The organism is Brevundimonas sp. DS20 (assembly GCF_001310255.1).
In the GTDB taxonomy this organism is placed as follows: Bacteria; Pseudomonadota; Alphaproteobacteria; order Caulobacterales; family Caulobacteraceae; genus Brevundimonas; species Brevundimonas aurantiaca.
Window position 1 is genome coordinate 203,343 of the sequence record NZ_CP012897.1, and the last position, 25,795, is coordinate 229,137.

Annotated in this window: 29 protein-coding genes; 12 read left to right on the forward strand and 17 right to left on the reverse strand. The window is 68.5% G+C overall.

The window, feature by feature from the left end:
- Positions 1 to 52 precede the first annotated feature (52 nt).
- The 4 genes from JL11_RS00975 (at position 53) to JL11_RS00990 (ending at position 4,206) form a co-directional block, all read left to right on the forward strand.
- Positions 53 to 1,123 carry a substrate-binding domain-containing protein gene (locus tag JL11_RS00975; RefSeq protein ID WP_082382549.1) on the forward strand — a complete coding sequence of 357 codons (1,071 nt, stop codon included), beginning with the start codon at positions 53 to 55 and terminating at the stop codon, positions 1,121 to 1,123.
- 82 nt (positions 1,124 to 1,205) lie between these two features.
- On the forward strand, positions 1,206 to 2,084 hold the full coding sequence (gene galU / locus JL11_RS00980) for a UTP--glucose-1-phosphate uridylyltransferase GalU (protein ID WP_054764040.1): 879 nt from the start codon (positions 1,206 to 1,208) through the stop codon (positions 2,082 to 2,084).
- Between the two features lie 101 nt (positions 2,085 to 2,185).
- A complete protein-coding gene (locus JL11_RS00985) occupies positions 2,186 to 2,983 on the forward strand; it encodes an enoyl-ACP reductase FabI (RefSeq protein ID WP_166622031.1) in 798 nt (265 codons plus the stop codon).
- Between the two features lie 62 nt (positions 2,984 to 3,045).
- Positions 3,046 to 4,206, forward strand: coding sequence for a benzoate/H(+) symporter BenE family transporter (locus JL11_RS00990; RefSeq protein ID WP_054766738.1), 1,161 nt, complete (start codon positions 3,046 to 3,048; stop codon positions 4,204 to 4,206).
- Here JL11_RS00990 and JL11_RS00995 read toward each other — a convergent pair.
- The 11 genes from JL11_RS00995 to JL11_RS01045 all read right to left on the reverse strand — a co-directional run bounded on the left by JL11_RS00995 (position 4,203) and on the right by JL11_RS01045 (position 13,938).
- Positions 4,203 to 4,904, reverse strand: a complete 702-nt coding sequence (locus JL11_RS00995) for a glutathione binding-like protein (RefSeq protein ID WP_054764042.1) — start codon at positions 4,902 to 4,904, stop codon at positions 4,203 to 4,205. The genes JL11_RS00990 and JL11_RS00995 overlap by 4 nt on opposite strands.
- Positions 4,905 to 4,980: 76 nt before the next feature.
- On the reverse strand, positions 4,981 to 5,508 hold the full coding sequence (gene rimM, locus JL11_RS01000; protein ID WP_054764043.1) for a ribosome maturation factor RimM: 528 nt from the start codon (positions 5,506 to 5,508) through the stop codon (positions 4,981 to 4,983).
- Positions 5,509 to 5,748: 240 nt separating this feature from the next.
- A complete protein-coding gene (rpsP, locus tag JL11_RS01005) occupies positions 5,749 to 6,264 on the reverse strand; it encodes a 30S ribosomal protein S16 (RefSeq protein ID WP_054764044.1) in 516 nt (171 codons plus the stop codon).
- Between the two features lie 24 nt (positions 6,265 to 6,288).
- On the reverse strand, positions 6,289 to 7,824 hold the full coding sequence (ffh, locus tag JL11_RS01010) for a signal recognition particle protein (protein WP_054764045.1): 1,536 nt from the start codon (positions 7,822 to 7,824) through the stop codon (positions 6,289 to 6,291).
- A gap of 333 nt (positions 7,825 to 8,157) precedes the next feature.
- On the reverse strand, positions 8,158 to 9,528 hold the full coding sequence (locus tag JL11_RS01015; protein WP_054764046.1) for a S41 family peptidase: 1,371 nt from the start codon (positions 9,526 to 9,528) through the stop codon (positions 8,158 to 8,160).
- A gap of 157 nt (positions 9,529 to 9,685) precedes the next feature.
- Entirely contained in the window at positions 9,686 to 10,774 is a 1,089-nt protein-coding gene (locus tag JL11_RS01020) for a murein hydrolase activator EnvC family protein (RefSeq protein WP_054764047.1), read from the reverse strand.
- Position 10,775: 1 nt separating this feature from the next.
- A complete protein-coding gene (gene rlmH / locus JL11_RS01025; RefSeq protein WP_054764048.1) occupies positions 10,776 to 11,240 on the reverse strand; it encodes a 23S rRNA (pseudouridine(1915)-N(3))-methyltransferase RlmH in 465 nt (154 codons plus the stop codon).
- Positions 11,241 to 11,243: 3 nt separating this feature from the next.
- Complete coding sequence (gene rsfS / locus JL11_RS01030) at positions 11,244 to 11,669, reverse strand: ribosome silencing factor (protein WP_082382550.1); 426 nt, start codon at positions 11,667 to 11,669, stop codon at positions 11,244 to 11,246.
- Between the two features lie 133 nt (positions 11,670 to 11,802).
- Entirely contained in the window at positions 11,803 to 12,501 is a 699-nt protein-coding gene (locus tag JL11_RS01035) for a nicotinate-nucleotide adenylyltransferase (RefSeq protein WP_257720136.1), read from the reverse strand.
- A gap of 52 nt (positions 12,502 to 12,553) precedes the next feature.
- Entirely contained in the window at positions 12,554 to 13,444 is an 891-nt protein-coding gene (locus tag JL11_RS01040) for an alpha/beta fold hydrolase (RefSeq protein WP_054766740.1), read from the reverse strand.
- A 2-nt stretch (positions 13,445 to 13,446) separates the two neighbouring features.
- Positions 13,447 to 13,938, reverse strand: a complete 492-nt coding sequence (locus JL11_RS01045) for a Fur family transcriptional regulator (RefSeq protein WP_054764050.1) — start codon at positions 13,936 to 13,938, stop codon at positions 13,447 to 13,449.
- A gap of 108 nt (positions 13,939 to 14,046) precedes the next feature.
- Between JL11_RS01045 and JL11_RS01050 the strand changes: the two genes are divergently transcribed.
- Positions 14,047 to 16,083 carry a TonB-dependent receptor gene (locus JL11_RS01050; protein ID WP_054764051.1) on the forward strand — a complete coding sequence of 679 codons (2,037 nt, stop codon included), beginning with the start codon at positions 14,047 to 14,049 and terminating at the stop codon, positions 16,081 to 16,083.
- A gap of 86 nt (positions 16,084 to 16,169) precedes the next feature.
- Positions 16,170 to 16,946, forward strand: a complete 777-nt coding sequence (locus JL11_RS01055) for a SapC family protein (protein WP_054764052.1) — start codon at positions 16,170 to 16,172, stop codon at positions 16,944 to 16,946.
- 58 nt (positions 16,947 to 17,004) lie between these two features.
- On the opposite strand, the gene JL11_RS01060 is transcribed toward JL11_RS01055, so the two are convergent.
- Together JL11_RS01060 and JL11_RS01065 are read right to left on the reverse strand one after the other, a co-directional pair.
- Positions 17,005 to 17,412 (reverse strand): hypothetical protein, encoded by a 408-nt coding sequence (locus JL11_RS01060; RefSeq protein ID WP_054764053.1) that lies wholly within the window; start codon positions 17,410 to 17,412, stop codon positions 17,005 to 17,007.
- A 9-nt stretch (positions 17,413 to 17,421) separates the two neighbouring features.
- Positions 17,422 to 18,450, reverse strand: coding sequence for an NADP-dependent oxidoreductase (locus JL11_RS01065; RefSeq protein WP_054764054.1), 1,029 nt, complete (start codon positions 18,448 to 18,450; stop codon positions 17,422 to 17,424).
- 330 nt (positions 18,451 to 18,780) lie between these two features.
- Between JL11_RS01065 and JL11_RS01070 the strand changes: the two genes are divergently transcribed.
- Entirely contained in the window at positions 18,781 to 19,128 is a 348-nt protein-coding gene (locus JL11_RS01070) for a hypothetical protein (RefSeq protein ID WP_054764055.1), read from the forward strand.
- A 71-nt stretch (positions 19,129 to 19,199) separates the two neighbouring features.
- On the opposite strand, the gene phyR is transcribed toward JL11_RS01070, so the two are convergent.
- A complete protein-coding gene (gene phyR / locus JL11_RS01075) occupies positions 19,200 to 20,006 on the reverse strand; it encodes an anti-anti sigma factor/receiver protein PhyR (protein WP_054764056.1) in 807 nt (268 codons plus the stop codon).
- Between the two features lie 201 nt (positions 20,007 to 20,207).
- Between phyR and nepR the strand changes: the two genes are divergently transcribed.
- From nepR to JL11_RS01100, 5 genes are all read left to right on the forward strand, one after another.
- The gene (gene nepR, locus JL11_RS01080; protein WP_054764057.1) at positions 20,208 to 20,411 is read left to right on the forward strand and encodes an anti-sigma T factor NepR; all 204 of its coding nucleotides are present in this window, start codon (positions 20,208 to 20,210) and stop codon (positions 20,409 to 20,411) included.
- A complete protein-coding gene (locus JL11_RS01085; protein ID WP_054764058.1) occupies positions 20,408 to 21,019 on the forward strand; it encodes a sigma-70 family RNA polymerase sigma factor in 612 nt (203 codons plus the stop codon). The genes nepR and JL11_RS01085 overlap by 4 nt, the downstream gene beginning before the upstream one ends.
- 6 nt (positions 21,020 to 21,025) lie before the next feature.
- Complete coding sequence (phyK, locus tag JL11_RS01090; protein ID WP_335337463.1) at positions 21,026 to 22,798, forward strand: sensor histidine kinase PhyK; 1,773 nt, start codon at positions 21,026 to 21,028, stop codon at positions 22,796 to 22,798.
- An 83-nt stretch (positions 22,799 to 22,881) separates the two neighbouring features.
- Positions 22,882 to 23,019: an entericidin A/B family lipoprotein gene (locus tag JL11_RS01095; RefSeq protein WP_017505506.1), complete on the forward strand. Its 138-nt coding sequence runs from the start codon at positions 22,882 to 22,884 to the stop codon at positions 23,017 to 23,019.
- A 103-nt stretch (positions 23,020 to 23,122) separates the two neighbouring features.
- Positions 23,123 to 24,577 carry an NAD-dependent succinate-semialdehyde dehydrogenase gene (locus JL11_RS01100; RefSeq protein ID WP_082382750.1) on the forward strand — a complete coding sequence of 485 codons (1,455 nt, stop codon included), beginning with the start codon at positions 23,123 to 23,125 and terminating at the stop codon, positions 24,575 to 24,577.
- A 3-nt stretch (positions 24,578 to 24,580) separates the two neighbouring features.
- On the opposite strand, the gene JL11_RS01105 is transcribed toward JL11_RS01100, so the two are convergent.
- Genes JL11_RS01105 through JL11_RS01115 form a run of 3 tightly spaced genes read right to left on the reverse strand, consistent with a single transcriptional unit; the run spans position 24,581 to position 25,740 of the window.
- Positions 24,581 to 24,961: a helix-turn-helix domain-containing protein gene (locus tag JL11_RS01105; RefSeq protein WP_054764059.1), complete on the reverse strand. Its 381-nt coding sequence runs from the start codon at positions 24,959 to 24,961 to the stop codon at positions 24,581 to 24,583.
- On the reverse strand, positions 24,936 to 25,229 hold the full coding sequence (locus tag JL11_RS01110; RefSeq protein ID WP_054764060.1) for a BrnT family toxin: 294 nt from the start codon (positions 25,227 to 25,229) through the stop codon (positions 24,936 to 24,938). Before JL11_RS01110 ends, JL11_RS01105 begins: the two co-directional genes overlap by 26 nt.
- A 34-nt stretch (positions 25,230 to 25,263) precedes the next feature.
- On the reverse strand, positions 25,264 to 25,740 hold the full coding sequence (locus tag JL11_RS01115; RefSeq protein ID WP_054764061.1) for an Lrp/AsnC family transcriptional regulator: 477 nt from the start codon (positions 25,738 to 25,740) through the stop codon (positions 25,264 to 25,266).
- Positions 25,741 to 25,795 lie beyond the last annotated feature (55 nt).

The window sequence follows — 25,795 nt, forward strand, 5'->3', positions numbered from 1 at the left end:
CACAATCCTCTGGTCTAACCGTCGCCAAACCGATGCTCAGGGAGAGCGCACGATGATCCGCACACTGAAACTGACGACGGCGGCCGCCGCCCTTCTGGCCCTGGCGGCCTGCGGCGACGGCGGAACCGGCGGCGGCGCCTCCAGCGCCCGCTCCGGCATCTGGGCGGCCGGTTCCTCGACCGTCTTCCCCTTCGCCACCCGCGTGGCTGAGAACTTCGCCCGCACCTCCGGCGGCGCCGCGCCCCGCGTTGAATCCCTGGGCACCGGCGGCGGCATTCAGGCCTTCTGCCAGGGCGTCGGCCCGACCACGCCCGACATCGCCAACGCCTCGCGCCCGATGAAGGCGTCCGAGTTCGACCTGTGCCAGAAGAACGGCGTGACCGACATCATCGAGCTGAAGATCGGCTTCGACGGCATCGTCATCGCCACCGCCCGCAACGGAAACAGCTTCAACTTCGAACTGAACGACCTGTATGAAGGCCTGGCCAAGGAAGTGCCGGGCGCCGACGGTCAGTTCGTCGCCAACCCGGCCAAGACCTGGAACGAGGTCAACAAGGGCCTGCCGAACCAGCGCATCCAGGTCTATGGCCCGCCGCCCACCTCGGGCACGCGCGACGCCTTCCTGGAGCTGGGCATGACCCCCGGCGCCAAGCTGGTTCCTGCGACCGCCGCCGTGGAAAAGGCCGACAAGAACCGGTTCGAAGCCCTGGCCCACACCCTGCGTGAAGACGGCGCCTGGATCGACTCGGGCGAGAACGACAACGCCATCGTCCAGACCCTGAGCCGCACCCCCGGATCGCTGGGCGTTTTCGGCTATTCCTTCCTGGAACAGAACCTGGACACGGTGAAGCCCGAGACCATCGACGGCGTCACGCCCAATGCCGAAACCATCGCCAGCGGCGAATATCCGCTGTCGCGCAGCCTCTACATCTATGTGAAGAAGGCCCACATCGGCGTCATCCCCGGCCTGCAGCAGTTCATTCAGGAGTTCCTGTCGGAAGGCGCGGCGGGCAAGGGCGGCTATCTGGCCGACCGCGGCCTGATCCCGCTGCCGGAAGACCAGCTCCAGGCCCAGCGCGCTGCGGCTAAGGCCCTGACCCCGATGCAGCGTCCCGCCGGCTGAGGCGGAACCGACCGCCGTCCCGCCCCTTCTTTCGCCGGCCCGCACCGGCTAAGAGGGGCGGGATAGCTGTCAGGATTCATTGATGACCACCACGCCCGCGCGTCTGCGCAAGGCCGTTCTGCCCGTCGCGGGCCTCGGCACCCGGGTTCTGCCCGGCACCAAGACGACCCCCAAGGAACTGCTGAACGTCGTCGATCGGCCGATCCTCTCCTACATCGTCGAAGAGGCGCGAGAGGCGGGGATCGAACACATCGTCTTCGTCACCGGCCGCTCCAAGGGCGCCATCGAGGACTACTTCGATCACCAGATCGAGCTTGAGGCCCAACTGCTGGCCAAGGGCAAGACCGACATCCTGGAAATGATGAACGCCGAACTGGCCTCGGCGGGCGAGATGAGCTTCACCCGCCAGATGCAGCCCAAGGGGCTGGGCCACGCGGTCTGGTGCGCCCGCGACATCATCGGACATGAGCCTTTCGCCGTCATCCTGCCCGACGTGATCGTGGATTCGCAGCCCGGCGCCCTGAAGCAGTTGGCCGAGGTCTATGCCGAGACCGGCGGCAACATCATCGGCGTGGAATCGGTCCCGGAGGACCAGACCCACAAATACGGCATCGTCGATCCGGTCAGCCGCGACGGGTCGCGCATCGTCATGAAGGGCATGGTCGAAAAGCCCGCCAAGGGCACGGCGCCGTCGAACCTGTCGATCTCGGGCCGCTACATCTTGCAGCCGGAAATCTTCGACCTGTTGGCGACGCAGGAAAAGGGCGCGGGCGGCGAGATCCAGCTGACCGACGCCATGGCGCGGCTGATGGCGACCCAGAGCTTCACCGCCGTCGAATATGCGGGCGTGACCCACGACTGCGGCGACAAGATCGGCCTGTTGCGCGCAAACGTCGCCCTGGCCTTGAAGCGCCCGGACCTGGGCGAGGCCGCCCGCGCGGCGGTTTCGGCCCTGCTGTGACGCCAGGGAAGGCGGCGGGGGTTCCGGTTCGCGCCGACCCCTGCTAACCCTCCCGGCAAATCATCAGGAGACGAACCATGGCCACATCCGAAGGCTGGGACATGCCGACCGGCGACCTCATGAAGGGCAAGAAGGGCCTGATCATGGGGGTGGCCAATTCGAGTTCGATCGCCTGGGGCATCGCCTCGCAGCTGGCGGCCCAGGGCGCCGAACTGGCCTTCACCTATCTGGGCGAGAGCCTGGAGCGGCGTGTGCGCCCTCTGGCCGAGAGCGTCGGCGCCAAGCTGCTGATCCCGGCCGACGTCACCGACGACGCCTCGATGGACGCCGCCTTCGCCGAGCTGGAAAAGACCTTCGGCACGATCGACTTCGTCGTCCATTCGGTGGCCTTCGCCAACAAGGACGAGTTGAAGGGCAGTTTCGTCGACAACACCACCCGCGACAGCTTCCTGCTGGCCCTGAACATCTCGGCCTTCAGCTTCGTGGACGTGTCGCGTCGCGCCGCCAAGCTGATGCCGAACGGCGGCAGCCTGATCACCCTGACCTATCTGGGGTCCGAACGGGTCATTCCGAACTACAACACCATGGGCGTGGCCAAGGCGGCGCTGGAGGCGGCGACCCGCTATATCGCGCGCGACCTGGGGCCCAAGAACATCCGCGTCAACGCCATCTCGGCCGGGGCCATGCGCACCCTGTCGCTGGCCGGAATCTCGGGCGGGCGCGGCCTGCACTCCAAGAGCGCCCAGTTCTCGCTGATCAAGGAAGAGACCTCGATGGAGGGCGTCGCCGGCGCCGCCCTGTGGCTGTGCTCGGACCTGGGGCGTTCGACCACGGGCGAGGTCGTCCACGTCGACGCCGGCTTCCACGCCGTGGGCCTGCCGGAAGACATCGAGGGCTGAACCCGCTTCCGCCATCTGCGGTGAAGGTTTAAGGCCGGGGCATGACTGCTCCGGCCTTTTCCATGCGCCCTCCGCCCGCCTCAGCCTTTTCGTCGGCCGCCGTGGCCACGGTGATCGGCTTCGGCGGGACCGTGGCCTTGGTGGTGCAGGCGGGACAGGCCCTGGGCGCGGACGCCGGCCAGATCGGCTCCATGGTCACGGCGCTGTGCCTGGCCATCGGCGTTCCCGGCGCCCTCTTGAGCTGGCGGCTGAGGATTCCCGTCGTCCTGGCCTGGTCGACGCCGGGCGCAGCCCTGCTGGCCGCTTCGACGCTGGGGCTGTCGTGGGGGACGGCGGTCGGCGCCTTCGTCATTTCCGCCGCCCTGATGATCCTGACCGGCCTGATCCCGGCCCTGGGACGGCTGGCGGGGCGGATCCCGTCAGCGATCGCCTCGGCCATGCTGGCGGGGGTTCTGCTGCCCTTTGTGCTGCGGCTGTTCAAGATCGTGCCCGACGAGACGGCGTTGACGGTGGGTCTGATTGCGATCTTTCTGGTCTTGCGGCGGCTTTGGCCGACCTGGGCCCTGCCCGCCGTTCTGGGCGCGGCCTTTGCGGTTCTGGCGATGCGGGGACAGTTGGGCCTGCCCGCTGGAACCGGCCTGTTCGGACATCTGGAGCCCGTCGCCCCCGCCTTTGACTGGAAGGCGGCGGTCAGTCTGGGCTTTCCGCTGTTTCTGGTGACCCTGGCGGCGCAGAATCTGCCGGGGCTGGTCGTGTTGCAGAGCGCGGGCTATCCGCCGCCGGCCAATCGGCTGATCCTGTCGACCGGGATCGCCAGCCTGATCGCGGCGCCCTTTGGAGCCCATGGGGTCAATCTGGCGGCCATCACGGCGGCGATCTGCACCGGGCCGGACGCCCATCCGGATGCGGGTCGGCGCTGGATCGTCGGGGTGATCTACGGCGGCTTCTACCTCATCGTGGCCCTGTTCGCCGCGCCGCTGGCGGGCCTGTTCATCGCCATGCCCCCGGCAGTGCTGGCGGCTGTGACGGGCCTGGCCCTGATCGCCCCCCTGACCGGCGCCTTGCAGAGCCTGACGGCCGAGGCGCCCTCGCGCGAGGCCGCCGTCCTGACCTTTGCGGCGACGGCCTCGGGCCTGGCCCTGTTCGGGGTGGGATCGGCCTTCTGGGGGCTGGTCGTCGGATTTGCGGCCCTGGGCGCGGGCCGCCTGCTCCGTCGCGCCTAGTTCCGCGCTGGGATGTTCAGACCGCGCTGCACCGCAGGACGGGCCAGGCCGCGCTCCAGCCAGGCTGCGACGCGGGGGAAGTCCGCAAAGCCCACGATCTCGCCCGCCTCATAGAAGCCGATCAGATTGCGAACCCAGCCGAGGGTGGCGACATCGGCGATGGAATAGTCGCCCACCAGCCAGTCCCGACCTTCCAGCCGCGTCTCCAGCACGCCCAGCAGGCGGCGGCTCTCGGCGACGTAGCGGTCGCGCGGACGCTTGTCCTCATAGTCCTTGCCCGCGAACTTGTGGAAGAAGCCCAGCTGGCCGAACATGGGGCCGATCGCCCCCATCTGGAACATGATCCCCTGGATCGTCTCGTACCGTGTGGCGGGATCGCTCGAGAGCAGTTTGCCTGTCTTTTCCGCCAGATAGATCAGGATGGCGCCGGATTCGAACAGGGCCAAGGGCTGACCGTTCGGGCCGTTCGGATCAAGGATGGCCGGGATCTTGCCGTTGGGGTTCAGCGACAGATACTCCGGCCCCCAGGTCTCATTGGCCATGATGTCGATCAGGTGCGGCTCATAGGCCAGGCCGATCTCCTCCAGCATGATGGAGACCTTCACCCCATTGGGCGTGGGCAGGGAATAGAGCTGCAGCCGATCGGGATGCTGGGCCGGCCAGCGGGTGGTGATCGGGAAGGCGGACAGGTCGGTCATGGCGAGGCCTCGGCTTTGCGATAGGCCTATGTCGGCGCCCGCCGCGCCATTCGCAACACCCTTGGGCGCGAATACCTCAGTCCGGCTCGCGCTCGCCGACTTCGGTCGGGGGCACGGCGGTCAGCCAGCCTTCGGAAAGCCGCAGCTCGGGCGTCGCTTCCTTGGTGAAGGGCAGATACCAGGTCGGGCCGCCGGTCGCGGGGGCGATCTCCAGCATGTCGTCGGCGCCGAAATTCTGAACCGACTTGACCGAGCCCATGACGGCGCCGGCGATGTCGCGGACCTCCAGGCCGATCAGGTCGGCGAGATAGAATTCGTCCTCCTCCGGCTCGGGGAAGCGGTCGCGGGGGACGTAGAGTTTCAGGCCGCGCAGGGCGTCGGCCTGTTCCTTGGTGGCGACCTCCTTGGCCCGGCCGACGACGCCGTTCTTGTCGGGCCGGGTCGAGGTCAGGGTCAGGGCCACCGTGCCGTCTGCGCGCAGCAGCGGACCATAGGCGGTCAGGGCCAGGGGATCGGCGGTGAAGGCGGTCACCCGCACCTCGCCCCGCACCCCGAAACCGCCGCCGATCTGGCCGACGAGGATCAATCTGCTTTCCGTGGTCATGGTCTGGGTCCGTCGTCCTAGATCTTCCCCCGCTTGCGGGGGAAGTGTCAGGTCGTGACGCGAAGCGGCACGCCTGACGATGGGGGAAGTCCTCTTCCTTGGAAGAACACTCCCCTCTCCGACCCTGGATCGGCTGCGCCGATCGCCGGCCACCTCTCCCGCAAGCGGGAGAGGGTTTGATAGCGCATGAAAAAGGCGGCGTCGCAGGACGCCGCCTTGATCGTGTCGAGACCGAAGGCCTTAGGCCTCGGTGGTCTCTTCGGCAGCCGGGGCTTCTTCAGCGGCGGCTTCGGCGGCCGGAGCCTCTTCAGCAGCCGGAGCGTTCTTGGCGGCTTCGGCCTCTTCCTTGGCGCGGGCGGCGGCTTCGGCGGCCTCGGCCTTGGCGGCGGCTTCGGCTTCCAGGCGGTCGGCTTCGCGCTGGGCGCGTTCGGCGGCGCGCTCCTGCGCCTTCTTGCCGGGGGCGCCCTTGTTCGGGTTGTTGCCCTGCGACCACTTCACCTTGGCGCCCAGGGTCTCGTCCTGCGACAGGAAGCGGGCGACGCGGTCGGTCGGCTGGGCGCCCTTGCCGAGCCATTCGGCGATCCGCTCGACCTTCAGGGCGACGCGCGGCTGGGCGCCGTCCTTGGGCAGCATCGGGTTGTAGGAGCCGACCTTCTCGATGAACTTGCCGTCGCGCGGGGCGTGCGAATCGGCGACGACGATGTGGTAGTAGGGGCGCTTCTTGGCGCCGCCGCGGGCCAGACGAATCTTCAGCATTTCAAGTCTCTTTCTAGGAAGTCGTTATTTCTTGGGAAGGCCAGGCAGGCCCGGAAGCCCCCCCGGCAGTTGTCCGCCGCCCAGACCCGCCAGGCGGTCCTGAATGGCTTTCAATTCGTCGGCCGAGGGCTCGGCCATCTTGCCGCCGCCCAGGGCCTTCAGTCGGTTCAGATCGGGGCCGCCGCCCATGCCGGGGATGCCCCCGCCGCCGCCGAGACCGCCCAGCATGGCGGCCATCTGCTGCATCTTCTTGGGACCGCCGCGCGCCATCTGTTTGACCATGTCGGCCATCTGGCGGTGCTGTTTCAGGACGCGGTTGACGTCCTGGACCTCGACCCCGGCGCCGGCGGCGATGCGTTTCTTGCGGCTGGCGTTCAGGAGGTCCGGCTTCTTGCGCTCGGCCTTGGTCATCGAGGAGATGATGGCTTCCTGGCGCAGGATCATTTTGTCGTCGACGCCGCTGTCGGCCATCTGGGCCTTCATCTTGGCCACGCCGGGCAGCATGCCCATGATGCCCTGAAGCCCGCCCATCCGCTTCATCTGCTGAAGCTGACCGGCGAGATCATCCAGGTCGAACTGGCCCTTGGCCAGCTTCCTGGCCATCTTTTCGGCCTTGGCCTGGTCCAGGTCCTGGGCGGCCTTTTCGACCAGGGCGACGATGTCCCCCTGGCCCAGGATGCGGCCGGCGACGCGGCGGGCGTCGAAGACGTCCAGCGCATCGACCTTTTCGCCGGCGCCCAGATATTTGATCGGCAGGCCGGTGACGGCGCGCATCGACAGCATGGCGCCGCCGCGGCCGTCGCCGTCGGCCCGGGTCAGGACCAGGCCGGTCAGGGGCAGACGTTCATGGAAGGCCTTGGCGGTGCGGACGGCGTCCTGGCCGGTCAGGCTGTCGGCGACCAGCAGGGTCTCGACCGGCTTGGCGATGTCGGCGACCTCGGCCACCTCGTTCATCAGCCCCTCGTCCAGGGTGATGCGGCCGGCGGTGTCGAGGATCAGGACGTCGAAGCCCTGAAGCTTGGCGGATTGCAGGGCGCGCCGGGTGATCTGGACCGCGCTCTCGCCCGCCACGATGGGCAGGGTCGCGACCTCGATCTGTTTGCCCAGCTGGGCCAGCTGTTCCATCGCGGCCGGACGGCGGGTGTCCAGCGAGGCCATCATGACCTTCTTGCGATCGAACTTGGTCAGGCGCAGCGCCAGCTTGGCCGAGGTCGTGGTCTTGCCCGAGCCCTGAAGGCCGGCCATCAGCACGACGGCGGGCGGGTTGGCGTTGGTGTTCAGCGGGACCGGCTCTTCGCCGCCCAGCATTTCGATCAGACCGTCATAGACGATCTTGACCACCTGATCGGCCGGCTTGACCGAACGGATCACCTCTTCGCCCGTCGCGCGCTCGGTGGCGAAGGCGATGAATTCCTTGACGACCGGCAGGGCGACGTCGGCCTCGAGCAGGGCCACGCGCACTTCGCGCATCGCCTCGGCGACATCCTTTTCGGACAGGGCGCCGCGGCCGGTGATCCGGTCGAAAACGCCTGTCAGCCGCTCGTTCAGAGCCTCGAACATTCACTACCTCATGTGGCGCAGGTGAAACGGCTCCATACGACAACGACCCCCGGCGACGATCACGTCGGCGGAGGGTTCTCGCCCACCTCGTCCCGACGGAGCGGGGGTCGTGTGGGTGGAGACGCGAGGTTCACTTGCGTCGGAAGCGGCGGCTTATGAAGGAAAACGGGGGGAAAGGCAACCGATGCGAGTCACGTCCCCGCCCGCTTTGCGTCATCCTCGGGCTTGACCCGAGGATCGAATGCGCCGCCGCTCTGCGCGGACGTCAGGCGCACGTCTCGCTCCTCGCCCGATCCTCGGGTCAAGCCCGAGGATGACGGAGAAGACTAGACATCAGTCCTCAGGCGTCTCTTCCGACCCCTCGTCCGCCTTCGGTTCCGAACCCGGCTCGGTCACGACAATCCCCTCCGGCGGGGGGGATAGTTTCGACAGATCGCCGCCGGCGCGCAGGACGTCCAGGGCGCGTTGCAGCTGGTAGTCTTTTTCCTTGTCATAGGCCTCGCCCGGCGCTTCGCGGGGCGTGTGCGGCCCCTTGCGCTCGGCGCCGATGGAGGAGTCCAGGGCCGTCGCATAGGCGGCCTCGGAATAGATGAAGCTGGAGCGCGAGACGATCCGGGCCTCGGCCTCGGACCGGGCGACCTCCAGGTCCGGCTCGATGCCGATCTTCTGGATCGAGGCGCCGGACGGGGTGTAGTAGCGGGCCGTGGTGATCGACAGGGCGCCGTCGCGGCCCTGGCGCAGCGGGATGACCGTCTGGACCGATCCCTTGCCGAAGCTGGTCAGGCCGACGATGGTCGCCCGCTCGTGATCCTTGAGGGCGCCGGCGACGATCTCGGAGGCGGAGGCCGAGCCGTAGTTGACCAGGACCACCAGGGGCAGGCCGCCGGTCAGGTCGCCGGGCTTAGCTGAATAGCGCTGGATCTGCTCGGGCTTCCTGCCGCGCTGGCTGACGATCTCGCCGCGCTCCAGGAAGGCGTCGGACACGTCGATGGCGGCGTTCAGCAGGCCGCCGCCGTTGTTGCGCAGGTCCAGGACATAGCCCTTCACGCCGGGCTTCTGAGCCTTGATCTTGGCGATGGCCTCGGACAGTTCGCGGCCGGTGTTCTCATTGAAGGTCGAGACGCGCAGATAGCCGAAATCGCCCTCGACCCGACCCGTGACCGACTGGACCTTGATGATCTCGCGGGTCAGGGTCACCTCGCGCGGCTCTTCGCCGTCGCGCAGGAAGGTGACGCGCACGCTGGTGCCGGCCGCGCCGCGCAGCTTCTCCGACACCTGGCTGACGGTCAGGCCCGCCGCGTTCTGGCCCTCGATGGCGCTGATGACGTCCCCGGCCTGGACCCCGGCCCGGGCGGCGGGGCTTTCGTCCATCGGAGAAATGACCTTCACCAGGCCGCCTTCGGAGGTGATGGTCAGGCCGACGCCCGAATACTGGCCCTCGGTCCGCTCGCGCAGTTCGTCATAGTTGGACGGCGGCAGATAGTTGGAGTGGGGGTCCAGCGCCGTCATCATGCCGGCGAGGGCGGCCTCGATCAGCTTCTTGTTGTCGACCGGGACCACATAGGCCTGCTCGACGATGCCGACCACGTCGCCGAACAGCTCCAGCATGCGGAAGGTTTCGTTGCGGGGCGTCTGGCTGGTGGCGACGGCGGCCGAGCCGCCGAGAACCAGGGCGGCGCAGCCGACGAGGAGCAGTTTACGCATTCGGTCTCTTTCGGTCGGGCCGATCATGGAAGGCGCCCGTTGGGAGGGTAGGGCCGCACAGACACGACGAAATCGTGGCTGGGCGGCGTCGGCCCGATAAAATCAGCGTCAGGCGGGAAAGCAAGGCCAATCGTCGTCCGAAGGCGCATCCGGCCGCTCATCTCAGCCAGGGACCGGGGTCGATCGGGCGCTCGTCCCGGCGCAGTTCGAAATAGACGTCGCCGTCCGGCCCGCTGCGGCCCAGGGTCTGGCCGTCGGAGACCCGGGCGTCCGCCTGGACGTCCAACTGCTCCAGCCCGGCGATCACCGCCCGCCAGCCGGGGCCGAGATCAAGAATCACCACCTGGCCCCAGCCCGTCAGGGGACCGGCGTAGGCCACCTTGGCGTCAGCCGGGGCGGCGACGGGGGCGCGGTCGGCGCGCCAGCGCCAGCCCGAGGTTCCCGCCCCCCAGGTCTGGGTCGGCGCGCCGCGCACGGGCGGACTGAGCCGGTTGCGGCCGGCCGGCAGGCGCGCGGTCTCGGCCTCGGCGGCCTCGGCCTCCTGGGCGGAGGGGACGGCGCCGCCCAGGTCGCGGATTCGGGCCTCCAGCGCCCGCGCCGCCCGTTCGGCGCTACGCGCCTCGGCGTTCAGCACGGCGGTGAGGGCGGTCTTGCGCGCGGTCAATCCCTCGATCCGGGCGCGGCGATCGCCCTGGGCGCTTTCGGTGGTCAAGAGCCGTTCCGAGGACAGGACCGCCAGGCGGCGAATGCGCATGATCTCGGCCTGACGCTCGGCCAGCGCCTTGGCGCGGCGCTCCAGCTCGGGCGTCATGGCCTTCAACAGGATGGAGGCGCGCACCGTGTCGATCGCCTTGTCGGCGGGAACCAGAAGCGGCGGCGGCGGGCGGCGGCTCATCATCTGAAGCGCGCTGAGCAGACGCCCTTGGGCGCCGCGCTCGCGGGCCAGGTCCGTGACCAGGTCCGCCTCCCGTTCGCTCAGCTGCTTCAGCCGGGCCCTCTGGTCCTCGATCTGGCGGTCGTCGGTCCGTTCGTCGGCGCGCAGGGCGGCGAGCCGACGCTCCAGCTGGGCCAGTTCGGCCTTGGCGGCCTCGGCGTCGGCGCGCAGGCGCCGCGCCCGCACCGCCTCGTCGCGATACTCAGCCTGGATCCGCGCCAGTTCGCTCTCAGACGCTTGCCGCCCCGCCGCAGGGGCGGCGAGGACCAGCCCCGTCATCAAGGCGAGAGAAAGTGCTGAGGCGCGGCCCATGTCAGTCGCGATGATAAGGCGATCCGGCCAGAATGGTCACGGCCCGATAGAGCTGTTCGGCCAACATGGCGCGGGCCAGGGCGTGGGGCCAGGTCTGGGGACCGAAGGCCAGGGTCGAGGCGGCGGCGGCGCGCACGCTTTCGTCCAGCCCGTCCGCCCCGCCGATGGCGAAGACCAGCCGCCGCTCGCCCTGATCGCGCAGCTTGGCGACATGGTCGGCGAAGGCGCGCGACGAATAGGTCTTGCCCCGTTCGTCGCAGGCGATCAGGTGCGCCCCTTCCGCGGCCGCAAGGATCAGCTCGGCCTCCGGCGCCTTGCCGGGTTTACGGGCTTCCAGATCGATCAATTCGAGGGGACCGAGGCCCAGCGCGCGTCCCGCAAGGGTGGCGCGCCGGGCGTAGTCGTCGGCGAGCATCGCCTCAGGCCCCCGGCCCGGTCGGCCGATGGCGACGATGCTCAGCTTCATCCTCTAGTCGCGGACCATGCGGTGGGCCGAGTCCACGGCCCAGATCTTCTCGATATTGTAGAAGGTCCGCACTTCCGGGCGGAACAGGTGGACGATCACATCGCCCGCGTCGATCAGGACCCAGTCGCAGTGCGGCAGGCCCTCGACCTTGGCCTTGCCCAGGCCCTGGTCCTTCAGGGTGCGCAGCAGGTGGTCGGCGATGGCGCCGACGTGGCGGTGCGAGCGGCCGGAGGCGACGATCATGGTGTCGGCCATGGCGCTTTTGCCCTTCAGGTCGATCAGGACCATGTCCTGAGCCTTGTCCTCGTCGAGGCGGCTCAGCAGGGCTTCTTCAAGCGGAGTCGATCCGACCGGGCGGGGGACGGAATCCCCGAATGCGGCGGTCGTTTCAGATCCGTCTTCGGAATGGAGAGGTTCGATAGGGTCCATCTCGTGCGCCGTGTTCGAAACGGCGGCGTCTTGCGCGTCATACGCGGGCGAGGGGGTCAGCGGAGGGCTCCAGGAGCATTGACTAAAGCAGCCCCTTAGCACGGATGGGGGCGAACGTGAACCGGCGCCGGGATCACGAGCCCGCGTCCGGCCTCTTCGAGGCCCGGATGGCGGTCGAGGACAGGGGATTCAGGGGCGCCGTCAGATAGGTCCAGGCCGGGGCCGCCAGGGTCGGCAGAAGGCCCGCCTGCTCCGCCGGGATGCGGAAGGCGGCGAAGCGGGCGGCCGCCGGCGCCGTGCGGCTGTCCAGTTGCGATCCCGGCCGGGCGATCACCGCCACGGGCATCAGCCGCATGATGTCGGTCCAGCCCCGCCAGCGATGGAAGCCGGCCAGATTGTCCGATCCCATGACCCAGACGAAATGGACGCCCGGATGGCGGGCGACCAGCAGGCGCAGGGTCTCGACCGTCCAGACCACCCCGGCCCGGCTTTCGAAATCCGAGACGATCATGGACGGGCCCCCAACCCTGGCCTGGGCCTGGGCCGAGGCCATCCGTTCGGCCAGGGGGGCGCTGTCGCGCGCGTCCTTCAAAGGGTTCTGGGGGGAGACCAGCCAGACCACCCGATCCAGGCCCAGCCGCCGCATGGCCGTCTCGGCCACATGGGCGTGGCCTTCATGGGCCGGATTGAACGATCCGCCGAACAGGCCGACCTTCATCCCCGGCGTCAGGATCAGCCCGTCGCGAAGGGCCCCCGGTCGGGGGCCGGCGCCTTGGGGCGCGGGACCGGCGTGAAAGAAGGGCAAGCGAGGCGTCTCGGGGGTTATGCTCAAGGCGGCCTTATCATGGGGGCGACCGCCCTGTCCCCCGATTATTCGTCCGACCTCAGACGGCGGCTTCGAACAGGGCCTCGCGCGTCACGTCGGCGTGGGTCATGGGGAACATGTGACCGCCGCCGCGCACCACCTCGACCGAGACGTGCGGCAGGCCGCGCGGCGACGAGGGCACGTGGGTCAAGGCGCCGTGTTCCGCCTTTAGAATGCGGATTGGACCGCGATAGAGGCGAAGCGCCCGCCAGGGATCGTGCGCCTGGGCGGCGTAGTTGGCCGCCTCCCAGGCCGGGGTGGCGGCCAGGGTGAAGCCGTCGGGGCCTTCCACCAGACCTTCGGCCAGATAGTCGGCCAGCACCATGTCGGGCCAGCCCTTGAACGCCCCCCGACCGCGGTAGGCGGCCATGGCCTCCTCGCGGCTGGCGAACAGGGCGCGGCGGCGAAGCGTGGCGCGTGCGATCGGAATGCGGGACAGAAACCGGTGGGCGAAGGGCAGGTTGAACACCAGCATGGCGGACCGCCGCCAGATCACTGCGTCCAGCAGAACCAGGCTGGCGACCCGGTCCGGCCGCTCCGCCGCCGCCAGCAGGGAGGCGGTCCCGCCCATGGAATGGCCCGCCAGGACCGGCGGCGGACCGTCGATCGTCTCCATCAGGGCCAGAAGATCGTCGCGGTGATCCCGCCAGCTGGTCTTGGGCCGGGCGAACACCGGCAGGTCAGAGGCCCCATGGCCGCGAAGGTCCGGGGCCCAGATCCGCAGCGACGTCGACAGGGGCGATAACAGCCTGCGATAGGCGCCGGCGTTGAAACCGTTGGCGTGGGAGAAGATCAGATCGACCGGACGCTTCGGATCCCCGAAGTCCAAGACCGACATCCGCCCCCCGCCCCATCGATTGTCGATCGGGACGCTGAGCCGGCGCGGCGGCGACATCAGGGCCGCATCCATGATCAGGCCGCATCCCGGCAGGCGGCGCACAGGCCGTGCGCCTCGATCGTGGTGCGGGCGATCGCATAGCCGGCGGCGGCGCCGGCGGCGGCGATGACGTCCTGGCCCGGCCCGTCGATCTCGCGCGTCACCCCGCAGCAGTCGCAGATCAGAAAGGCGGCCGCATGGCTGCCCCCGACCTCCTGGCCGGCGCAGGCGACATAGGCGCTGATCGAAGCGATCCGATGGGCCATGCCGTGGCGTTCCAGGAATTCGAGCGCGCGATAGACGGTGGGCGGCTTGGCGGCCTGTCCGTCCTCGCCGAACCGGGCGATCAGATCATAGGCCTTCACCGGCTCGCCGCTCTCGAGCAGCAGCGACAGCACCCGGCGGCGCGGCGGGGTCATGCGCTCGCCGGCCGAGACCACCCGCGCCTCCGCCTCGGACAGGGCGCGGTCCAGGCGTGCGCCGTCCAGGCCGGAATGAAGATGATCATGGTCGCAGACGGCGTTCATGAGCCACAGCTAATCCTTGATAAGCCCGGCCGCAACAGAACACGGCTTGCAGTCCGTGATGTTATCTCATAACAGAAACGCTTCCTCTCCTGAACCCCAGTTACGTCCATGCGTCAGACCGTCACCCGCTCGCTTCTGCTTTCCGCCGTCGCCTGGAGCGCCCTGGGCGGCGCCGCCCTCGCCCAGACCCTGGCCCAGACCGGCCCCGGCCATCCGGCCCAGGTGGATGACGTCATCGTCACCGCCACCCCCTACGGCGTCACCCAGCGCGCCACCACCATCGCCACCGACGTGCTGGACGACCAGGCCCTGGCCATCGCCCCGGCGACGTCTCTGGGCGATCTGGTCAACGGCCTGCCGGGCGTGCGCTCGACCGACTTCGCCCCCGGCGCCAGCCGCCCGGTGATCCGGGGCCTGTCCGGCCCCCGCGTCCAGGTGCTGACCAACGGCCTGGGCCAGATCGACGCCTCCTCCGTCTCGCCCGACCACGCCGTGGCCACCGATCCCGGCGAAGCCCATCGGATCGAGGTCGTGCGCGGCCCGGCCACCCTGGTCTATGGCGGCTCGGCCATCGGCGGGGTGGTCAACATCATCGACGACCGCATCCCTGAAGCCCTGCCTGACGGCGGGGTCGAGGGTCGGGTCTCGACCCAATATTCCAGCGTGGATGACGGCCGCGGCGCCTCGGGCCATGTCACCGTCGGCGCCGGCCGGTTCGCCTTCAACCTGAGCGGCGTGACCCGCAAGACGGACGATTATGACATCCCCTCCCCCGCCCGGTCCCAGGTTCTGGCCGACAGCGACGGCGAGCCGCGCGGCGCGGGCGACAAGCAACCGAATTCCTGGTCCGAGCTGAACGCCTGGGGCGTCGGCGGCTCCTACATCGCCGACAAGGGCTTCGTCGGCCTGTCCTACAAAAAGACCGAAAACGAATACGGCACGGTCGCCGAGCCGGAGGTCTTCATCAATCTGGAGCAGGAGCGCTGGGACGGCCGCGGCGAATACCGGTTCGACGCCGGTCCGTTCGCCAAGGTCCGCGCCTCCTACGGCCATGCCGACTACACCCACACCGAGTTCGAAGGCCCCGGCGAGCCCGGCACCGTCTTCAACTCCGACGGCTGGGAGACGCGGGGCGAGCTGGTCCAGCGCGAGCGGAACGGCTGGAACGGCGCGGTCGGCGTCCAGGCCCTGGAACGCAATTTCGAGGCGATCGGCGAGGAGGCCTTTGTCCCGACCGTCAAGATCGAGGAACAGGGCCTGTACACCGTCCAGCGCTACGACCTGGGCCGCTACGGCTTCGAGGGCGGGCTGCGCTATGACCGCCGCACCCTGAGCGCCACGCCCCTAGGCGAGACGGCCGAGGTGGAGCGTCAGTTCGACAACTGGTCCGCCAGCGGCGCCGCCTTCCTGCGCCCCCAGGCCGGCCTGTTCCTGGGGCTGAGCCTGTCGCGGACGGAACGCGCCCCCAGCGAGGTCGAACTGTTCGCCGACGGCGTCCACGTCGCCACCGCCGCCTATGAGACCGGCGACCTGGGCCTGGACACCGAGAAGGTGACGACGCTGGAGGGCACGGTCCATTTCGACCGTGACCGGTTCTCCGGGGATCTGCACCTCTACAAGGCCTGGTACGACGGCTTCATCGACGAACGCCGCACCGGCGCAGACTTCACCACCGACGAGGGCGAGACCTTCCCCGTCTATCGCTTCGTCCAGACCGACGCGGACTTCTACGGCTTCGAAGCCGAGGCCGCCTACGCCCTGTGGCAGGACGGGGATCGCAAACTGTCGCTGGAGGGGGCGGCCGACTATGTCCGCGCCGACACCGACCTGGGGCCGGCCGCGCGCATTCCGCCCTGGTCGGCGACCGCCCGCCTGGCCTGGACCTCGACGCTTTGGGACCTGACCGGCGAAGTGCGCCACGTCGGCGAACAGGACCGGCTGGCGGAAGGCGAACTGCGCACGGACGCCTATACGCTGGTCAATCTGCGCGGGGCGGTTCGGCCGTTCGCCGACAAGGACGTCACCGTCTTCGCCGAGGCGCACAATCTGACGGACGAGGAGGCGCGCGAGCATACCTCCTTCCTGAAGGACATCGCGCCCCTGCCCGGGCGCAACCTGCGGATCGGCGTCAGCTACGCCTTCTGACCGGTTCCTGATCGGGCGGTTTGCCGCTGAGGCGGGCTTGGGCTAGAAGGCCCGCCTCATTCCACTCCAAGAGCGCCTGGCTCCTCATGACCGATACGAACAACTCGCCGCTCGAAGGCAACGTCCTCTTCTATACGAAGCCGGAACCGCTGGACCCGACCCTGCACGGCGCGCTGGGCGTCAACGCCGCCGACAAGCCCTACGCCTTCGTCGGCCAGACCAACATCGTGCCGCTGACGGTGACCGAGTTCGCCGCCGCCGCCCTGTCCTATCCGGTGATCTTCACCGGTGAGAACCGCCAGCCGGTCGTGGTCATGGGGCTGCGCCAGGGCGAGAACCTGTTCGTGGCGGACGACGGCGACTTCCGCCCCGACGCCTACATCCCCGCCTATGTGCGCCGCTATCCGTTCGTCTTCGCCGACGACAAGCAGAATCAGCGCCTGATCCTGTGCATCGACCGCGGCGCCTCGATCGTGGCCGAGGGCGGCCAGAACCCGCTGTTCGTCGAGGGCAAGCCCAGCGACTACACCAATATGGCGATGGAGTTCTGCAACAACTTCGAACAGGAGCGTCAGCGCACCGAAGCCTTCGTCAAGCTGATCCAGGACCTGGACCTGCTGGACGTGCGTGAAGCCGTCTTCACCCCGCGCAACCCGGACGGCACGCCCGGCGCGCCCCAGAAGCTGGCCGAATATTACGCCGTGTCGGAAGACAAGCTGAGGGCCCTGCCGGCCGAGAAGCTGGCCGAGCTGCGCGACAACGGCGCCCTGGGCCAGATCTACGCCCATCTGGTGTCGCTGCTGGGCTGGGACCGCCTGATCGCCCTGGCCTTCCTTCGCCAGGCCCCGGCCAGCGTCAACTGAGCCTCGGCCTGACGTCAAGGAGAACGCCCGCCGGTCGCACCGGCGGGCGTTTTCAATTTCAGCGGCGGGAGAACAGGGCGCGGGTCAGGCAGGAGAAGACCAGCCGCCCGGCCTCGTCCAGCAGATCGTGCTGGGCGATGACGATGCCCTTTCCGTCCCCGACCGGATCCTTGCCCATGACGGTCATCCGGCCCCGCAGCAGCTCGCCCGGCGGCGGATTGCGCAGATAACGCAGCCCGTCGACGGCCAGGATCTTGGTCTGGGCCCAGGCGCCCGACTTCTCGGCCGCCAATCGGCTCCACAGGGCGTAGATCATCGCATCGGGCGCCCCATAGGCGGCGTCCCAGCCGGGCGCGAACCGCTCGACGAAGAGGTCGAGCGCTCCCGGATCGACCGCACAGGCCCCCAGGGGCACGACCTGCCCCGTCTCCAGATCCTCGAAATGGACGAGCAGGGGGTCGCTCATGGAAATCCTTCAGCCTGGTTCTTCGGAAACACGGACCAGCAGCTTGCCGTCGTGGTCGCCGGTGAACAAGCGGTTCAACGAGTCCACCGCGCCTTCCAGGCCGTCATCGACGTGGACCTTCCACTTCACCTTGCCCTCGGCCAGCCACGGACCCATCTCCGCGACCATTTCGCGGGCGCGAGGCGCATAGTCCAGAACCAGGAAGCCCTGGACATGGAGCCGATGGGTGATGATCCGGGCGAAGTTCGGCGACGGCGGCGCCTTGGTGGCGTTGTAGGATGAGACGAGGCCGCACACCGCCATCCGGCCGTGGACCTTGAGCCGGTTGAAGACGGCGATCATGATGTCGCCGCCGACGTTTTCGAAGTTGAGATCGATTCCGTCGGGCGCCAGCCGGTCCAGCGCGTCGCCGACGTCCTCGTTCTTATAGTCGATCGCCGCGTCGAACCCGAGTTCGTCGGTCAGCCAGGCGCATTTCTCAGGGCCGCCGGCGACGCCGATGACGCGACAGCCGCGCTGTTTGGCGATCTGGCCGGCGATCGAACCCACCGCCCCCGCCGCCGCAGAGATCACCATCGTCTCGCCAGCCTTGGCTTTCAGCACGTCGGTGACGCCGAAATAGGCCGTCAGCCCGGTCATGCCCAGGACCGACATATTGGCCGTCAGCGGCAGGCCGGGCGCCCGGTGCACGGGCCGAAGCCCGGCTTCGGGCACGACGGCGTAGTCCGCCCACCCACCGGCGGCGGGCATGACGACGTCGCCGACCTTGAACCGGTCCGACCGGCTGTGCTCCACCACCCCCAGGGTCAGGCCGCGCATGACCTCTCCCAGCCCCACAGGCGGCAGATAGCCTTCGGAATCGTTCATCCAGGTCCTGTTGGTGGGGTCCAGCGACAGATAGACGGTGCGGACCAGCACCTCGGATTCCTTCACCTCCGGCACGGGCGTCTCGACCAGTTCCAGGTCGCCCGGCTGAACCAGGCCCTTGGGGCGCTGGCGCAGCACCCACTGACGATTGATTTTGGCGTTGGCGACCATGCGTCTCTCTCCGTGCGTTTTCTTTGAGGATGATCTTGGCCCTGCGCGCGGCGCGGGTCGAGGGCCGGGTTGAAAAGAAAAAGGCGGTCCAAGCGGACCGCCTTTGAAGTGGCATCATCGAGAATGAGGTGCGGAGGCGGCAGATTGGCTGTCGCCAATCTCAAGTCGGGGGGGCGTCGCCGCCTCCGCAGTCTCCTAACGGCGTGGGTGAACCCCGGTTCCCGACGACGGGCGGCTTTTTTTCGTGCCTGGCGCGAAAGATCGCGGATCGGAACGCCGTTACCGAGGCGGCGTTGTGTCTGGTCATAAGCAACAGCCGGGACGCCGACCATGACGCACCAAGAACCGCAATCGAACAACGATCGTCTGGTCGATCGCCAGGGCGTAGATGCGCGCTCGGCTCGCCAGGGCCGATCCGGCAGCCGAATCCTGCTGATCCTTATCGCCTCCCTGGGCGGCGCGGCGCTTTTGCTGGGTCTGCTTTGGATGTTCAGCCAGGGCGGCCTGTCCCAGACCAACGCCAACGACGGGGACCAGGCGGTCGATGCGCGCGCCTTCAGCGGCGATGCTGCGACGCCGCCGGCCGCCGACGCGCCGACCGGCCCGAACGGCGAGCCGCAGCCCGTGCCGACCGGAGAGGCGGCGAACGTCAACGCCCCGACCCAGCCGTCCAGCTGATGTGAAAAAGCCCCGGCGCCGAGGCGGCCGGGGCTTCATCCGCGCCCTGGGCGGGCGCAGGGCGTCCGAGATTAAGCCGCTTCCTTGTGGCGCGACGGATGGAAGAACAGGGCTTGGCTGATCGCCGCCTTCACCGTCTCGGGCTGGAAGGGCTTGGTGACCAGGAAGGTCGGCTCAGGCCGTTCGCCGGTCAGAAGGCGTTCGGGGAAGGCGGTGATGAAGATCACCGGCACGTCGATGTCCTTCAGGATGTCCTTGACCGCATCAATGCCGGAAGAGCCGTCGGCCAGCTGGATGTCGGCAAGAACCAGGCCGGGCTTGTGGCGAGCCACCGCCTCGACGGCCTCGTCATGGGTGGTCGCAGCCCCGGTGACGCGGTGGCCCAGTTCCTTCACCAGGCTCTGAATGTCGGCGGAGATGATGGCCTCGTCCTCGATCACCAGGACGTCGGTGGCCAGTTCGGCGTCGATGTCCGACTGGGCGTCGGCGATCAGCCGCTCGACGTCGCGGGGATCGGCCGAAAGGATCTGGGCCGCTTCCGAAGGCGTGAAGCCTTCCAGGGCCGTCAGCAGAAAGGCCTGGCGCGAGCGCGGCGCGATCCGCATCAGGCGACGCGAAGCCTCGTCGCGGCCGTCGCCCAAGGCGCCGATCTGAGAGCCGCTTTCCAACTGGGCGCCGGTCGAGGACCAGATGGCGTGGAAGACGTGATAGAGGGCGACGCGCGGCGTCATGTCCGGCGAGAGCTGCTGCTCTCCCGCAGCCAGCGCTTCGAGTGCGACCCGCACATAGTTGTCGCCGGTCGATTGATCGCCGGTGAGGGCCCGCGCATAGCGGCGGACATAGGGCAGATGCGGCGCAAGTCTGGCCAGAAGGCTCATGCTGGATAGTCCCCGACAGAGGCTGCGCGCCCGAGGATGGACGACAGCGATACAGAGGCTGAAAACGCCAAAGCCCCGATGCGGTTCCGCAGCGCTTGCGCTCTGTCGATTTTTATTACCGCATCTGAGGAACCCGGAGCCAGAGGGACCGTTAATGGACCTGCATTTCTGCACTGCAGTTGGGTGGGCGGTGTTCTGTCTATGATTGACTCTTCCGATTCCTCGCGGCGCAAGGGCGCCGGCAACACGGGGGAGGCGGGGCTCGAAGAAGCTCGCCTTCGTCAACAGGCCATCGGCGTCAAGCTGCGGCACATGTTCGACGAGGTGGTCAACGAGCCCGTGCCTGACGAATTCCTGGATATTCTGAAGCGCGCCGACGCCAAGGCGTCGGACGGTGGCGCATGAGCACGTCCCGATTGGGCGCCGCGCCCAAACCCGCCTCTGCGGATGATGAGGGCTTCAAGCGGGAACTGGTCCTGCTGATTCCGCATCTGCGCGCCTTCGCCCGCACCTTGACGGGCGATGCGACGGCCGCTGACGATCTGGCCCAGGATGCGATGATGAAGGCCTGGGACGCGCGCGCCAGCTACCAGATGGGCACCAATATGAAGGCCTGGACCTTCATGATCCTGCGCAACCAGTTCTATTCCGAGAAACGCCGGTCCTGGCGTCAGTCGCAGCTGGACCAGGAGGCCGCCGAGCGGACCCTGGTGGCGGTGGACGACCCCGAGGCCCCGGTGGCCCTGGACGAACTGCGTCAGGCGCTGAAGACCCTGCCCGAAGAGCAGCGCGAGGCCCTGATCCTGGTCGGCGCCGGAGGCTTCGCCTATGAGGAGGCGGCCGAAATCTGCGGCTGCGCCGTCGGCACGGTCAAGAGCCGCGTCAGCCGGGCGCGCCGCGCGCTTCTGACCACCTTGGAAAAGGGCGGATACAGCCGCGACGGCAAGGCCGCCGGGGACGCCATGCGCACCATTCTCGGCGAGGCCGACAGGCTGGCCGGCGCGCGGTCCTGAGCCTCGGTGAACCAGGCCGCCCAATCCGACGCCCCCGCGCCGAGGCCTCGCCTGGGACGACGCTGGAATTCGGCCCGGTTCCAAGGCATTCGCTTCCGGCTGGGCACGGCCATGGCCTTGGCCCTGCTGCCCATCCTGATCCTGATCATCATCCAGACCCAGGCGGACTTCCGCCGGCAGGCGGATGATCGCCGCACCGATCTGCAACTCGCCGCCGAACGCAGCGCCGGCAGCGCCAAGGCGCGGCTGGACAGCGCCCAGGTTCTGCTGCGCGCGCTCAGCCCCGACGCCCTGGGCCCCTATTGCGCGCCACGCCTGACCGCCCTGGTCGATCGGCTGGAGGGTTATGAGGGCCTTTATCGCCTGAGCCCGACGGGCGAGGCGGTCTGTTCCTCCGGACGTCCCGAGGGATTGCGGTCGGGCGTGACGCCGGCGGCGGGCTCGACCTGGTTCCAACGGCTTCGCCGCGGCGAGGATCTGGTGGTGGTTCGCGCCCCCGTCTACGCCGGCTATCCCGCCGCCCTGATCGTCGCCATCCGGGCCGAACGGCCGATGGGCCGGTTCGACGGCGCCATGGCGGCCGTCATCCCCCTGTCGGCGCTTCAGCCGGACACTCGCGATCCGGCCCTGCCCGACCAGTCCGAAGCGGCCCTGACGGACGCCGCAGGGCGGGTGCTGCTCGCCAGCGACCCCGCCGCCTTCCGCCTGTCGGACGGGGGGGACGTCACCGGCTGGGTGGAGCGGGCGCGAGACCAGGGCTCGGCCGTCTTTGCGGGCAAGGACAGCCAGGGCCAGCGCCGCGACTACGCCGGAGCGGTTCTGGCCGGGGGCGATCTCTACGCCCTGCTCTCGGCGCCGGCGCCGGGACTGTTGTCCTGGGCGCGGCTCAACCCGATCGGCACGCTTCTGCTGCCCCTGGGCGCCTGGCTGACGGCCTTCGCCGCCGTCATGCTGCTGTCCGAGCGGATCTTCATCCGCTGGCTGGACTATCTGGAACGGATCGCCGCCCTCTATGCGCGCGGTCGCTTTTCGGTGCGGCCGCTCCAGGCCATGAACGCCCCGTCGGAAATCCGCGTCATGGCTCGGACCCTGGACGAAATGGCCGAGGCCATCACCCAGCGCGACCGGGAGCTGAACGCCTCCCTGGCCGAAAAGGACGCGCTGATGCGCGAAATCCACCACAGGGTGAAGAACAATCTGCAGATCATCTCCTCGCTTCTGTCGATGCAGCAGCGGGCCCTGACCGACGCCCCGGCCAAGGCGGCGCTGGGCGACACGCGCCAGCGGATTTCGGCCCTGGCCCTGATCTATCGCACCCTGTACCAGAGCGAGGACATCCGCCACGCCGACGCCCGCGACTTCCTGAACGAGCTGGTGGGCCAGCTCATCGCCGGCGAGGCGGTGCGCGGCCATGTGGTGGTCAGTTCGGTGGACGCCGATTCCCTCTATGTCGATCCTGACAAGCTGGCGCCCCTGGCCCTGTGGCTGGTCGAGGCCGTCAACAATGCGCAGAAGCACGCCTTCGCCGGTCGCGGCGGCGCGCTGAAGGTCCGCTTCCGGGTCTATGGCGAGACGTCCATTCTGGAAGTCGAGGACGACGGTCCGGGGGGCTCCGCCGCCGCCGAGGCTGGCGTGGGTCAGACCCTGATGGGCGCCTTCGCCAAACAGCTGCGGGGCGAGACCGAGTTCGTGGAGGCGCCGGGCGGCGGCTCCATCGCCCGCATGACCTTCGCCACGCCCGAAGCCCTGTCGCCCGCCGACCCGGCCGACAAGGCCTGAAGCCGGAGGGAACCGCCGCCGTGGCGTCGCGTTCCTAGGGCAAGACCGACAGACTCCCATGTCGGCTGAACCGGAGCCTTCTCATGCGTAAGATCTTTGTCCTGGTCGCCGCCGCCGCCGCCCTGACCACCGCCGCCTGCAACACCGTCGAAGGCGTGGGCCGCGACACCCAGGCCGCCGGCCAAGCCGTGACCGGCGCCGCCCAAGACGCCAAGAACTAAGCCGCCGCCGCCTCGCCTTCCCGACAGGCGAGCCGCATCGGACTTGCAAGGCCCCGCTTCGTCGGGGCCTTGTTCGTTTCGGGACAGCCTCAGGAGATTGATCGTGAACCAGACCGCCAAGAACGCCGGCCTCGCCCTGATGCGCCAGCACGCCCTGATCGCCGGCAAGCCGATCCCGGCGAACGGGTCAGGCATTGCGGTGGACGACCCCGCGACCGGCGAGGTGATCGGCCATGTCCCCGAGCTGGGCGCCGCAGAGACGGACGCCGCGATCCAGGCTGCCGCCGAGGCCTTTCCCGACTGGTCGCGCGGCGATCCGCACAGGCGTGCGGCCTTTCTGCGCCAGTGGGCCGCCTTGATTGATCAGAACCTCGAAGGCCTGGGCGCCCTGATGGCCTTAGAGAACGGCAAGCCGTTCGAGGAGGCCAAGGGCGAAGTGACCTACGCCAACGGCTTCATCAAATGGTTCGCCGGCGAGGCCGAGCGGCTGATCGGCGAGACCCAGGACAGCCCGCTGGGCCATCTGCTGCTGACCTATCGCGAGGCGGTGGGGCCCTGCGCCCTGATCACCCCGTGGAACTTCCCGGCGGCCATGCTGACGCGCAAACTGGGACCGGCTTTCGCAGCGGGGTGCACCGCCGTGGTCAAGCCGGCCAGCCAGACCCCGTTCACGGCCATCGCCCTGGCCGAGCTCGCCTATCAGGCCGGCCTGCCGGTCGGCGCCCTGTCGATCGTGACGGGCGAGGCCTCCGTGATCGGCAAGGTGCTGACGGACAGCCCCCTGATCCGCAAACTGTCCTTCACCGGCTCGACCGGCGTGGGCCGCAAGCTGGCCGAACAGTGCGCCCCGACCTTGAAACGGGTGTCGATGGAACTGGGCGGGGCCGCCCCCCTGATCGTCTTCGCCGACGCCGATCTGGACCTGGCCGTCGCCGAGACCATCAAGGGCAAGTTCAGGAACTCGGGCCAGACCTGCGTCTGCCCCAACCGGGTCTATGTCGAGCGGTCCGTCGCCGAGGCCTATGCCGAGAAGCTGGCGGCCGAGGTGGCGAAGATCAAGGTGGGCGCAGCCTTCGAAGAGGGGGTCAAGGTCGGTCCCCTGATCGAGGACAAGGCGATCGAGAAGGTCGAGAAACATGTGACGGCGGTGAGGGCCGACGGCGGGCGGGTTCTGACAGGCGGATCGCGCCATGCGCTGGGCGGCCGCTTCTTCGAGCCGACCGTGACCCTGGGCGGCGACGACGCCCTGTTCCGCGAGGAAGAGACGTTCGGTCCGATGATCCCGGTCTTCGCCTTCGACACCGAGACCGAGGCGCTGGACAAGGCCAACGCCAGCGAATTCGGCCTGGCCTCCTATCTGTTCACCCGCGACCTGGATCGGGCCATGCGGTTCAGCCGCCGCATCGAGGCGGGCATGTGCGGGGTCAACACCGGCCTGATCTCCACCGCCGTCGCCCCGTTCGGCGGGGTCAAACAGTCCGGCTACGGCCGCGAGGGCTCGATCCACGGCATAGACGAATATGTGGATGTGAAGACCGTGACCCTGGCGCTGAGATAGAGGTCAAGCCGCGTCGAAGGTCGTTTCCACCTCGGCGACCGTCCGAGCGATCCTCTGGGGTTCTTGATCGATCATCCGCAGAAACGCCAAGAGCGGCAAATCCGGCGATGACCGCGCCTGCTCCCAATCCCGCAGACGCGCCAGGCCGATCCGATAGGTGGCGGCGAACTGAGGCTGGCTCAGGCCGAGCCCCTCTCTGACCCGGCGCACCTCGCGCGCCACCGCCATCCGCATCAGGCGATCTGAATCCACCGGCGGGTTGTCCGCGTCGGAGACGGCGCCGACGGCTAGGACCTCATCCGACCGCCGGCCTGCGTCACGCAGCGCGCCTTCGTCCAGCGCGGGCGTCTGTCCCCGATTACGGGTGAAGGAAACTTGCTTCATAGGCCTTTCTTTCATGGGCGGTCGCCGCTCGGGCGGAGATGATGCGGATCACGGCCTCTTCAGGTTCGGCGTAGACCACGACCAGCACCGTTTCTCCGACACGGCCGATGCACAGGCTCCTGTATTCGCCGTTGGAGAACTGATCGAAGTCCTCGAGCCTCCAGGGATCATCGAACACATAGGTCGCATCCTCGAAACGGACGCCGTGTTTGACGAAGTTGGATCGAGCCTTCCCGTCATCCCACTGGAAATGTAGTTCGTCCTCCACTCTTGCATCATACGGGTTTTCCGCACGGCCGCAACTAAATGGGCAGAACCCCGCGCTTGACCACCGATCGCATGGCCACGCTGGACGAGACCCGGTGGACGCCGGGCAGGCGCGTCAGGGTCTTGGCGTGGACCCGTTCCAGATCATCGACGTCGCGCACCACCAGACGCAGCAGATAGTCGGCGCCCCCGGTCATCAGATAGCATTCCATCACCTCGGGCGCGGCCGCCACCGCCTGTTCGAAGGCGCTCAGCGCCGCCTCGGACTGGGACGACAGGGTGACGGTGACGAAGACGCTGATGGGCAGGCCCACGGCCCGTTCGCTGATCACGGCCGCATAATGATCGACCACGCCGGCCGCTTCCAGCGCTCGCAGCCGGCGCAGGCAGGCGCTTTCGGACAGGGCCACCTGACGGGCCAGGTCGGCGTTGGTCATGCGGCCGTCCTGCTGAAGCAGACGGAGCATCTTCCTGTCGGTTCCGTCCAGTTCGACGGCGGAAACGGTCTTCATGGGTCAACCTCTTCGCAGAAACTTCGCATGTATGGCGATCAGGTCCTGAAATGAA